This window comes from Yoonia sp. (assembly GCF_965660735.1).
Taxonomy (GTDB): Bacteria; Pseudomonadota; Alphaproteobacteria; order Rhodobacterales; family Rhodobacteraceae; genus Yoonia.
Window position 1 is genome coordinate 1 of record NZ_CBFIBD010000061.1, and the last position, 11,241, is coordinate 11,241.

An 11,241-nucleotide genomic window follows, 5' to 3' on the forward strand; every position below is an offset into this window, starting at 1 on the left:
CGCTGGAAATTGACACAATGCGCTGACATCAGCCCGGGTTGACCAAATTTCGCGAAATTTGGTGCCTCCGGCGGGGATATTTATACTCTGAAGAAGCTGGAAGGGGCGTCGATTTTGTTTGCCTGGTGCGTTATTTTGGCGTAACGGGTCGCTCAGATAACACGCCGACCGGGAGAGAACGGTCAGATCCGTCGCCGAAGGAGCAACCGCCCCGGTCACTCTCAGGCAAATGGACCGGTTGGGGTGCAACACGCCGAAGAGTGGCCATTGGCCCGCCGAAGGAGCAAGCTGCGAAACGCGGTGAATCTCTCAGGCCCAGACACGGTGGGGGCAACGCGCGCAAGCGCCGATTGGCGGAGATATGCCATGCCTTCTATTGCAGTCCTTGGTGCCGGGATCACCGGTGTCACAACAGCCTATTCCCTGATGGTCCGCGGTTTCGACGTGACGGTTTATGACCGTCAACGTTATGCTGGGATGGAGACCAGTTTTGCCAATGGTGGCCAGCTGAGCGCATCGAACGCCGAAGTTTGGAACCAGTGGTCCACGGTGTTGAAAGGTATCAAGTGGATGCTGCAGGGGGATGCGCCCCTGTTCGTGAACCCGCGTCCCGGCTGGCACAAGGTCAGCTGGATGACAGAGTTTCTGGCGAATATACCGCGCTACAAGACAAACACCGTGAAGACCGCCCGCATGGCCGTGTCGGCCCGTGCCGGGCTTGCCGAGATGGCGGAAAAATCAGGCGTTGATTTCGATTTCAGCCCAGCCGGCATCCTGCATTTCTACAAGACAGAGAAAGACCTGAAACATGCCCGCATGGTCAACGGCCTGCTGGCAGAAGGCGGGTTGGAGCGGCACGAATTGACTGTGCAAGAGGTGCTGGACCGCGAACCGACCCTGCGCGGCGATATCATTGGCGGTTTCTGGACCGAAAGCGACAGCACCGGTGATATTCACAAATTCACCATGGGTCTGGCCCGCTGGCTGGAAGCGGAGGGTGTGACGTTCAAACTGGGCATGCCAGTAACGGATCTGCATGTGCGCGATGATGGCGTATATGTCGAGTGTGGCGATGAAACACGGTTTGACGGGGTCGTCGTCTCTGCTGGGGTGGCCAGCCGCAAGTTTGCGCAGATGCTGGGCGACCGGGTGAATATCTATCCGGTCAAGGGGTATTCGATTACCGTCAATCTGGACGATGCCCCCAGTCAGGCGGCGGCGCCAACGACATCCTTGCTGGATGATAAGGCCAAGATCGTGGCCTCGCGCCTGGGAAAGAACCGCTTGCGGATCGCCGGAACAGCTGAATTCAATGGCGAGAACCGCGATATTCTGGAACGGCGCGTGCGGCCCCTGATCAAGTGGTGCGAGGAACATTTTCCCGATGTCTCTACCGAAAACTGCATTCCCTGGGCAGGTTTGCGGCCGATGATGCCCAACATGATGCCGCGCGTTGGCCCGGGCAAGAATGACCGCGTGTTCTATAACACGGGGCACGGCCATCTGGGCTGGACGCTGAGCCCGGCAACGGCGGATGTGATCGGGGCCACGGTTGCTGCGCGCTTTCGGCGCAACACTGTGCAGGGTGGCGCATCTGCAATATTGCAGGATGCATGAACCGCGCATATGACCATCCCATATTTAAAGGGATGGTCATATGCCTGTTGAAGACATGTTCGCGGAATTTCTGGGGCAGAATATTTTGTTGGTTTTGCTGGCGGTGTTCATCATCGTCTGTATCACGGCAGGCGTGCGGATCGTTCCGCAGTCAGAGAAGTTCGTAGTGGAACGCCTTGGACGGCTGCAATCGGTACTTGGGCCCGGGATCAATTTCATCGTCCCGTTCCTCGATCGTGTGCGGCACAAGGTGTCGATACTGGAACGCCAGCTGCCCGCGATGACGCAGGATGCGATCACATCCGACAACGTGCTGGTGCAGGTGGAAACATCCGTCTTTTATCGGATTATCGAACCGGAAAAGACGGTTTACCGCATACGGGATGTCGATGGGGCAATTTCGACCACCGTTGCGGGCATCGTCCGATCTGAAATCGGCCGGATGGAACTGGATCAGGTGCAGGCCAATCGTGCCACCCTGATTGATGCGGTCCGTGAACAAGTCGCCCAGCAGGTCGATGACTGGGGGATCGAGGTGACCCGCGCTGAAATCCTCGATGTGAATCTGGACGAGGCGACGCGCTCTGCGATGCTGCAACAGTTGAATGCCGAACGTGCCCGTCGTGCGCAGGTGACTGAGGCCGAGGGCAAGAAACGGTCGGTTGAATTGCAGGCCGACGCCGATCTTTATGCTGCCGAGCAAGAGGCCAAGGCCCGCCGCGTGCTGGCCGATGCAGAGGCCTATGCCACGCAGGTGGTCGCCGTGGCGATTGCCGAAAACGGGCTGGAGGCGGCACAATATCAGGTGGCCCTTAAGCAGGTGGAGGCCGTGCAAAAGGTCGCGTCAGGGCAGGGGAACCAGACAGTCGTTCTGCCGGCCAACGCACTGGATGCCTTTGCCGATGCCTTCAAGATGTTGAAAGGGCGCGGATAATGCCGCTTTGGTCACTCTGGTGGGTATGGTTGTCGGCGGCCCTGATCCTTGCGACGCTTGAGGTGCTGATCCCCGGTTATATTTTCCTGGGCTTTGCGCTGGGCGCTGCGGCGATGGGCCTTCTGATGCTGCTGGGGTTATCAGGGGCCGGTTTTGCCCTGACCTTTGCCATTTTTGCGGGACTGTCGCTTTTGGCTTATCTTGCGATGCGCCGGTTTTTCAGCCTGCGCAAAGGGCAGGTCAAGGTCTGGGACACGGACATAAATGACTGAAAAGTCGTGCCGCCCCGGTTTGGGGCGGATGGCTATACGGCGCCAGATGTTTGTTTTCCGAAGGCGCGCATGCTAAATTACAGTATCAAACACGACGACAGGCGTTTGGCCGTCGCGCCCTGACGACCGGCCAAAGCGCATTCAGTGCTAGAACCCGGAGATCGAGACATGTCCTATTTCAGATTTACCGCGATGATCATCACATCGACGATCGTGATGTTTGGTCTGATGTATTTGAATACCTACGCGATCGATCACATTTTCTTTAGCCAGACGCGCGCATGGATGGCGCTTTATATGGGCGCTGCAATGGCGGTGATCATGTTGTCGTTCATGTTGGGGATGTATGGCAACAGATCCCTGAACACGGCGATTTTTGTGGTGAGTGCGCTGGCGTTCGTGCTGGGCGTGTATCTTGTGCGTAGTCAGGCAACAGTCGGCGAAGTGGCATGGATGAAGGCCATGATCCCGCACCATTCAATCGCCATTCTGACGAGTGAACGGGCGCATATCAGTGACCCGCGCGTCGCAGCGTTGGCCGGCGAAATCATCAGCGCGCAGCGGCTTGAAATTGCAGAGATGAAGGCGCTGATCACGGATCTGCAGGGTGGCCCGGCTGCCACGCCGGAGATTGATGGAAAATAAGCGGCGCGGCGCGCGCAGGATTGCGCTGATGCTAATCGTCACTTTTCGGCAGCGGCGCCGCGAGGTCGTGCAGAATTGACAGCGCTGCGGAGCGTGGGTTTGCTGCCTGCCAGATCGGGCGCCCCACTACGATATGATCGGCACCGTTCGCAATCGCCTGTGCCGGCGTCGTTACCCGTTTCTGGTCGCCCATCGCAGCACCGGTAGGGCGCACGCCGGGAGTGACGATCAACCTGCCCGCTGCTTCGGGCAGGGCGCGGATCAGCGCGGCCTCTTGCGGGGATGCGATGACACCGTCGGCCCCGGCCGCAAACGCGCGTCCAGCGCGTTCCTGCACCAGATCTGCGATGCTGCCCGGTTTGATACAGGACGCATCCAGATCAGCCCGGTCAAGCGAGGTCAGGATCGTCACCGCAAGGATTTTCAGGTCGGACCCGGCGGCCCCCTCGCGCGCGGCGCGTACGACATGCGGGTCGCCATGGACGGTCAGGAAATCCAGATCGAATTGCGCGATGCCGCGCACCGCCGCTTCGACCGTGGCGCCGATGTCAAAAAATTTCATGTCCAGAAAAATGCGTTTGCCATGTTCCTGCTTGAGTTCATTGGCCAGCGCCAATCCGCCGCCTGTCAGCATGCCCAGCCCGATCTTGTAGAAACTCACAGCGTCGCCCAGCGTTTCGGCCAGTTCCAGACCGGCGATCACATCGGGGACATCCATTGCAACGATCAGGCGGTCATCGGACATGGGTTTTCCTTTCAGAGTGGCTTTGGCGCGGTCTATCCGCTGGGTGGCTGTCGCGCAATCGCCCGGAGGGGTAATTCCGAAATCTTCGTTGACTGACTTGCGTCAAGGACAGCCTGTGCCCATTTGAGTTATGAGGCCCACCAAGGGCATGTGCCGCCAAGCGGGCATGCGACTACCCGGGCGCTTAACAAAGGAGAGACCCATGAACCTTGAAAAGTTCACCGAGCGGTCGCGTGGCTTTATGCAGGCTGCACAGACCATTGCAATGCGCGAAAACCACCAGCGGCTGACGCCCGAACATCTGCTAAAAGCCCTGATGGATGATGAAGAAGGGCTTGCATCCAACCTGATCAGCAGTGCGGGCGGCGACCCGAAGGCCGTCGTCGTGTCGCTTGAAGCGGCTCTGGCCAAGATCCCACAGGTCAGCGGCGATACCGGGCAGGTGTATCTTGATAACACGACCGCCAAGGTGGTTGACGAGGCAGAAAAGATCGCCAAAAAGGCCGGGGACAGTTTTGTCGCCGTCGAACGGTTGCTGACGGCTCTTGCCGTGGTGAAATCCAAGGCCAAGGATGCGCTGGACGCAGGCGGCGTGACCGCGATGAACCTGAATACCGCGATCAATGATGTCCGCAAGGGCCGGACGGCCGACACGGCAAGCGCGGAAGAAGGCTATGATGCGCTGAAGAAATACGCCCGCGACCTGACCGAGGCCGCAGAGCAAGGTAAGATCGACCCGATCATTGGCCGGGATGAGGAAATTCGCCGGTCCATGCAGGTTCTGTCGCGCCGGACCAAGAACAATCCGGTGCTGATTGGTGAACCCGGCGTTGGCAAAACCGCGATTGCCGAAGGGCTGGCCCTGCGGATCGTGAATGGTGACGTGCCTGAATCGCTGCGCAACAAACGCCTGATGGCGCTGGACATGGGTGCGCTGATTGCCGGTGCGAAATACCGCGGTGAATTCGAGGAACGGCTGAAAGCCGTGCTGAAAGAGATCGAGGCAGCCGCCGGTGAAATCATCCTGTTCATCGACGAAATGCACACGCTTGTCGGCGCCGGTAAATCCGAAGGCGCGATGGATGCGGCCAACCTGATCAAACCGGCCCTGGCGCGGGGTGAACTGCACTGTATTGGTGCTACGACGCTGGATGAATACCGCAAATATGTGGAAAAGGATGCCGCCCTTGCCCGCCGTTTCCAGCCCCTGATCGTGAACGAACCGACAGAGGCGGACACGATCAGCATCCTGCGTGGCATCAAGGAAAAATACGAATTGCACCACGGTGTGCGGATTTCCGACAGCGCGCTTGTGGCCGCTGCAACCCTGTCGCACCGCTATATCACTGACCGTTTTCTGCCCGACAAGGCCATCGACCTGATGGACGAAGCGGCCAGCCGTCTGCGTATGGAAGTGGACAGCAAGCCAGAGGCGCTTGACGCACTGGACCGTGATATTTTCCAAAAACAGATTGAGGCCGAGGCGCTGAAGAAAGAGGACGACAAGGCATCCAAGGACCGGCTGGAAAAGCTGGAAAAGGAACTTGGTGATCTTCAGGAACAGGCGTCGGAAATGACAGCCAAATGGCAGGCCGAACGCGCCAAGCTGGAAGGTGCGCGCGACCTGAAAGAACGGCTTGACCGCGCCCGTGCCGAACTGGACATCGCCAAGCGCGAGGGCAATCTGGCCAAGGCCGGTGAGCTGTCTTACGGTGTGATCCCCGAGTTGGAACGCAAATTGGCCGAGGCTGAAAGCTCTGAGGATCTGATGGTCGAAGAGGCCGTGCGCCCCGAACAGATCGCCGAGGTCGTCGAACGCTGGACCGGCATCCCCACATCCAAGATGCTGGAGGGCGAACGCGACAAGCTCTTGCGCATGGAAGAAGAGCTGGGCAAGCGCGTGATCGGTCAGAAACAGGCCGTGCGTGCCGTGGCCAATGCTGTGCGCCGTGCCCGCGCCGGGCTGAACGACGAGGCGCGCCCGCTGGGGTCGTTCCTTTTCCTTGGGCCAACGGGTGTCGGCAAGACCGAACTGACCAAGGCCGTGGCCGAATATCTGTTCGACGATGAACACGCGATGGTGCGTATCGATATGTCCGAATTCATGGAAAAACACGCCGTCGCGCGTTTGATCGGGGCACCCCCAGGATATGTCGGCTATGAGGAAGGCGGCGTGCTGACCGAGGCGGTGCGCAGGCGGCCCTATCAGGTGATCCTGTTCGACGAGGTCGAAAAGGCGCACCCGGATGTGTTCAACATCCTGTTGCAGGTGCTGGATGACGGTGTGCTGACCGATGGTCACGGGCGCACGGTTGATTTCAAGCAGACGTTGATCGTGCTGACATCGAACCTGGGCGCGCAGGCGCTAAGCCAGATGCCTGACGGGGCCGACCCCGCACAGGCCAAGCGTGACGTGATGGATGCGGTCCGGGCGCATTTCCGGCCTGAATTCCTGAACCGTCTGGATGAAACGATCATCTTTGATCGTCTGGCGCGCGAAGACATGGCCGGAATCGTCAAGATCCAGTTGGATCTGTTGATGAAACGGCTGGCGGGGCGCAACATCAAGATCGAACTTGATGACCCCGCGCTGAAATGGCTGGCCGACGAAGGGTATGATCCGGTGTTCGGTGCACGTCCTCTGAAAAGGGTGATCCAGCGGTCGTTGCAGGATCAACTGGCCGAGATGATCCTTGCCGGTGATGTAGGCGAAGGTGACACGGTGCATGTCAGTGCCGGCGCCGATGGACTGCTGATCGGGGATCGCGTCGCGTCCAGTAACCGGCAACCGCCAGAGGATGCGGTGGTTCATTGATCGACGAAAGGGCGCCTTCGGGCGCCCTTTTTGGTTAATGATGGGTGGCTCTGATACTATCTTGCGCGGCTTTGATACAATTGGGCCAATACTGAAATTGCGCGAGCCAGTTCCTTGATTTGGTCACAAACCGTCTTGAAAAGGTCGATGCTTTTGGTCCCTCAAAGCGCAAATTACCAAGATAGTAAGACTTTCACGCCACCAATCACCCCAAGGGCGACGATCCGGATTTGTCCGGACAAGGTTTCAGATATCAAGGCAGAATGCGTTTTACCGTTTCGTCGCTGCCGAGGAATGCAGCCCCCCATTTTCAAGGGGCATAGCGCCCGCCGCTGCCGTTTCGTTGTTCATCCCTGCCGTCGCTTTGGCCCAGACAACGCCCGAAGCCGACACCGCATGGCAATCCTGGACAGAAACATCCGGTTTGTCATTCGGCATTGAAGGTCTGGCAACGCGCATGATTGCCCAGCACGCAGATGGTTCCAACTTTGCCGGCGGCACGGGCTCTGACCTGGCTGCCCATCGCGATGATATCACGGACGTCGACCTGCAACTTTTTGCCAACTATGGCTGTTATAGTGACCCTTTCTTTGCGGGGATCGAGACGCTTATCTTCTCTGATAATCTGGAGGATGTTAATTTCTTCGAGACGGACCCTGACCTCGCGAATTCCGCAACAAACGTTTACTTGGGCTTTGGAAAGTTCATCGTCGGTGCTGGCAATGGTGCCTTGACGATCATGGGCGACGAGTGTCGCTTTGGCGACTCTGCTGTCGGCCTTTCCCTTGATGGCGGTCTGCTTTTGTCCGCAATGCAGGGACACTATGACGGGCAGTTCAGCTCGGTCATAACGGGTGGCCAGCAGGGGAGGTCGCAGCTCAACCAGTTGTTGGAAACAGTTGATTCCGCAACTGATGCGGGCTCTGTGGTGAAAACCGGTTTTGGTGTTGGCTATGACTTCGGAACGGGCACGCTGAGCTATGCAACCGATCCGGGTTTCCAGTATCATACCGTAAACTATGAATACGTCTGGGCGGATGAACGTCTGCTTGGTGGGGCGACTTATACAAAGGTGACCGGCACCCATAACCTTGGTTGGGAGGTCGACGATTCGTCAATCAATGCCCATGCCGCGTCTCGGGTGACCGACGATTTGCTGGTGTCGACTGGCCTGTCGCATTTTCAGGGTGATGATGATACCCGCGCGAATACCGGGCGTTCGCCCGCGCGGTTCAACAATGTCGGCATTGTCTACGGCAACACGGATCTGGGGTATTTCGCCGGCAACTACGAATGGCAGGAACGCACCAGCACGAATGCTGCGGCGTCGGGCACAAGGACCAATGAGTTTGAGATCTCGAAGTTCGGGTTGAGCTATACCTATCTGCCAAGCGATTTTCGTTCTGTGCAGGTTGCTCATGAAGTGACAAAAGGCGTCCGGACCCGGCTATCAGACAGTTTTGAAACCGAATCCTTTGATCGCAACATCGGCATTACGTTCGGTTTGTATCACTGAATACTTTCTTGCCAGACCTTTGATGAAAAGCCCCGGGCACAAGCCCGGGGCGTTTTTTGTTCCGATCTTACATTGGCGGCAGGATAACCGCGTCGATGACATGGATGACGCCGTTCGATGCTTCGATGTCGGCGGTTACCACATTGGCATCGTTCACGGTCACGCCGCCTTCGGTGCCGATGGTGATTTCCGCGCCATTCACTGTTGCGGCCATCATGCCGTCAGACAGATCGCCGGACATCACTTTGCCAGCGACCACGTGATAGGTCAGGATACCAGCCAGTGCCTCGGGATCGGCCAGCAGGGCCTCGACTGTGCCTTCGGGCAGGGCGGCGAATGCCTCATCCGTGGGGGCGAAGACGGTGAAGGGGCCATCGCCTTTGAGCGTTTCAACCAGACCGGCGGCCTCAACTGCGGCGACCAGCGTGGTGAAGTTGCCAGCGCCAACCGCGGTATCGACGATATCCATCGAGTGACCGGCGGCAAAAGCGCCTGTGCTCATTGCAGCGGTTGTCGTCAGTGCAAGAAAAGTTCTGCGTAGCATTGAGTATCTCCCATTTGTGTTTGGGATGCCTTTGTTGGCATCAAGGTTTCTACGCCTTGGATTGGGACTGGATCATCGGGATTTTCCGCTGATGCTGCTTGACGAACAGGGGCTCCCGCCTAAGCAATGGCGAAACGCGATTTCCACTCACAAATGCGTGAAAACAGCGTGATCACCCGTGTCCTTTTTAGGCGTATTTCAGTGAACTGGCGGCATCGTGAAACTGATTTCCGTAATTTTGCGTATATATAACAGAAGCAAATTGAACGGAGACTGAAATGGCACACCGCTGGACCAACGACCTGACGCGCGCCGATGTTACCCCAAAGGCCGCATTCCTTAACCGTCGCCAGATATTGGCGGGCACGGCCGGGCTGGGCGCGATCGGCTTGATTGGCACCGGCGCGCAGGCGCAAGGGCTTGAGCCCAATACGCTGGAAGAGATCACGACATACAACAACTACTATGAATTCGGCACCGGCAAGGAGGACCCCGCCCGCAATGCGGCGGCGTTGGTAACATCGCCGTGGTCGATCAAGGTTGATGGCATGGTCGATAACCCCGGCGAATACGCGCTGGACGATTTGTTGGCGGGTCTGACGGTCGAAGACCGGATCTATCGTTTTCGCTGTGTCGAGGCATGGTCGATGGTCATTCCATGGAACGGGATCGAACTGGCAGATATCCTGAACAAGGTCGGTGTGCAGTCGGGCGCAAAATACGTGGCCTTTGAAACGGTGGTGCAACCCGAGAACATGATTGGCGTGCGGCGGCGTGTGCTGGACTTTCCCTATGTCGAGGGTCTGCGCCTGGACGAGGCCATGCACCCGCTGACGCTGATGGCGATTGGCATTTATGACGAACCGCTTGCCAACCAGAACGGCGCGCCGATCCGTCTGGTGGTGCCGTGGAAATACGGGTTCAAGTCCATCAAGTCGATCGTGCGGATCACCTTGACCGATCAGGAGCCACCGACAAGCTGGAACAAAGCCAATGCGCGCGAGTACGGGTTCTATAGTAACGTGAATCCGAATGTGGATCATCCGCGCTGGTCGCAGGCCACAGAACGCAAGGTTGGCGGCGGGCTGTTTGCCGCGCGGCAGGATACCTTGATGTTCAACGGCTACCCCCAGGTCGCAAGCCTTTATGAGGGTATGGATCTGGCGGAGTTCTTCTAGATCATGTCCCCGTCCAAGAGGATCAATATCGCCCTGCGCAGGTTTCCCGCATGGGCCGTCTATGTCGTGGCGACGCTATGGATGTGCTGGCTGTTTTATCTGGCCCTGACCGGGGGGCTGGGTGTGGAACCGATCAACGCGCTTGAACGCGAATATGGGGAACTGGGGATCAAGCTGATCGTGGCGGGGCTTTTGGTTTCGCCTCTGCGGCAATGGACGGGTGTGGATCTGGTCAGATTTCGTCGGGCCATCGGTGTGACGACCTTTTTCGTCATTTTGGCGCATCTGCTGGTCTGGGCCATTCTTGATGTGCAGACGCCCGAACGGGTGTGGCAGGAAATCGTCAAGCGCCCCTATGTTACGGTTGGCATGGCGGGTTTCGTGCTGTTGATCCCCTTGGCGCTGACATCCAACAATCTGTCGATCCGCAAACTGGGGCCGGTGCGGTGGCGCAAGCTGCACAAATTGGTCTATCCGGCGGCGGTGCTGGGCGGCATTCACTATCTATGGCTGGTCAAGGGGTTCCAGATTGCCCCGATTGTCTATCTGACGATCATTCTAGGGCTGATTGCGCTGCGCTATGGACATCAATGGCGCCAAAGACTGGCTGCGTGACAGGCCACTACACAGGGAATCGGCGATGCGGCAGGATATGGTGTTGGACCGTTGTGCGTGATGGTGGGTTCCCGTCTTGGCCGTCGGGCTGAGAATGGGGCCGAGTCGGGGTGATTCATGCCGATTTTCGCAGATGAGTCTCGCGTGTTTTCCAGTGTCCTAGTGGTCGGGCTTGTGGATAACCCAAGATATGGGGTGTTCCGTTTCCATTCTGCCTAAGAATGATGCGAAGCAACCCCTGATGAGCGTATCAAAATTACCCTAAGGGTCTAAAATCACGGTGAAATTCTGTCTTGTCACAAAAAATGCATTTTTGTTGAAAAAAGGGGTTGCGGGCATGGTCCACTAACCGTAGAACCC

Annotated in this window: 10 protein-coding genes and 1 riboswitch; of the genes, 8 read left to right on the plus strand and 2 right to left on the minus strand. The window is 57.9% G+C overall.

Annotated features, from left to right (window positions below):
• Positions 1-159 precede the first annotated feature (159 nt).
• Positions 160-247, plus strand: a riboswitch (glycine riboswitch).
• A gap of 119 nt (positions 248-366) precedes the next feature.
• The 4 genes from ACTG4B_RS14840 (at position 367) to ACTG4B_RS14855 (ending at position 3,468) form a co-directional block, all read left to right on the plus strand.
• Positions 367-1,617 carry a D-amino acid dehydrogenase gene (locus tag ACTG4B_RS14840; RefSeq protein WP_439156481.1) on the plus strand — a complete coding sequence of 417 codons (1,251 nt, stop codon included), beginning with the start codon at positions 367-369 and terminating at the stop codon, positions 1,615-1,617.
• A gap of 40 nt (positions 1,618-1,657) precedes the next feature.
• Positions 1,658-2,551 (plus strand): SPFH domain-containing protein, encoded by an 894-nt coding sequence (locus ACTG4B_RS14845; RefSeq protein WP_439156482.1) that lies wholly within the window; start codon positions 1,658-1,660, stop codon positions 2,549-2,551.
• The gene (locus tag ACTG4B_RS14850; RefSeq protein WP_439156483.1) at positions 2,551-2,823 is read left to right on the plus strand and encodes an NfeD family protein; all 273 of its coding nucleotides are present in this window, start codon (positions 2,551-2,553) and stop codon (positions 2,821-2,823) included. Before ACTG4B_RS14845 ends, ACTG4B_RS14850 begins: the two co-directional genes overlap by 1 nt.
• A 168-nt stretch (positions 2,824-2,991) precedes the next feature.
• Positions 2,992-3,468 (plus strand): DUF305 domain-containing protein, encoded by a 477-nt coding sequence (locus tag ACTG4B_RS14855; RefSeq protein WP_439156484.1) that lies wholly within the window; start codon positions 2,992-2,994, stop codon positions 3,466-3,468.
• A 31-nt stretch (positions 3,469-3,499) separates the two neighbouring features.
• On the opposite strand, the gene pyrF is transcribed toward ACTG4B_RS14855, so the two are convergent.
• Positions 3,500-4,213 (minus strand): orotidine-5'-phosphate decarboxylase, encoded by a 714-nt coding sequence (gene pyrF / locus ACTG4B_RS14860; protein ID WP_439156485.1) that lies wholly within the window; start codon positions 4,211-4,213, stop codon positions 3,500-3,502.
• Positions 4,214-4,415: 202 nt separating this feature from the next.
• On the opposite strand from pyrF, the gene clpB reads away from it, so the two are divergent.
• Positions 4,416-7,028, plus strand: a complete 2,613-nt coding sequence (clpB, locus tag ACTG4B_RS14865) for an ATP-dependent chaperone ClpB (protein ID WP_439156486.1) — start codon at positions 4,416-4,418, stop codon at positions 7,026-7,028.
• Between the two features lie 457 nt (positions 7,029-7,485).
• Positions 7,486-8,544: a hypothetical protein gene (locus tag ACTG4B_RS14870; protein ID WP_439156487.1), complete on the plus strand. Its 1,059-nt coding sequence runs from the start codon at positions 7,486-7,488 to the stop codon at positions 8,542-8,544.
• A 67-nt stretch (positions 8,545-8,611) separates the two neighbouring features.
• Here ACTG4B_RS14870 and ACTG4B_RS14875 read toward each other — a convergent pair whose 3' ends face one another.
• Positions 8,612-9,088 (minus strand): fasciclin domain-containing protein, encoded by a 477-nt coding sequence (locus ACTG4B_RS14875; RefSeq protein ID WP_439156488.1) that lies wholly within the window; start codon positions 9,086-9,088, stop codon positions 8,612-8,614.
• A 278-nt stretch (positions 9,089-9,366) separates the two neighbouring features.
• On the opposite strand from ACTG4B_RS14875, the gene msrP reads away from it, so the two are divergent.
• Both msrP and msrQ read left to right on the plus strand, forming a co-directional pair.
• Complete coding sequence (gene msrP / locus ACTG4B_RS14880) at positions 9,367-10,266, plus strand: protein-methionine-sulfoxide reductase catalytic subunit MsrP (RefSeq protein WP_439156489.1); 900 nt, start codon at positions 9,367-9,369, stop codon at positions 10,264-10,266.
• Positions 10,267-10,269: 3 nt separating this feature from the next.
• Entirely contained in the window at positions 10,270-10,881 is a 612-nt protein-coding gene (gene msrQ, locus ACTG4B_RS14885; RefSeq protein ID WP_439156490.1) for a protein-methionine-sulfoxide reductase heme-binding subunit MsrQ, read from the plus strand.
• Positions 10,882-11,241: the final 360 nt, after the last annotated feature.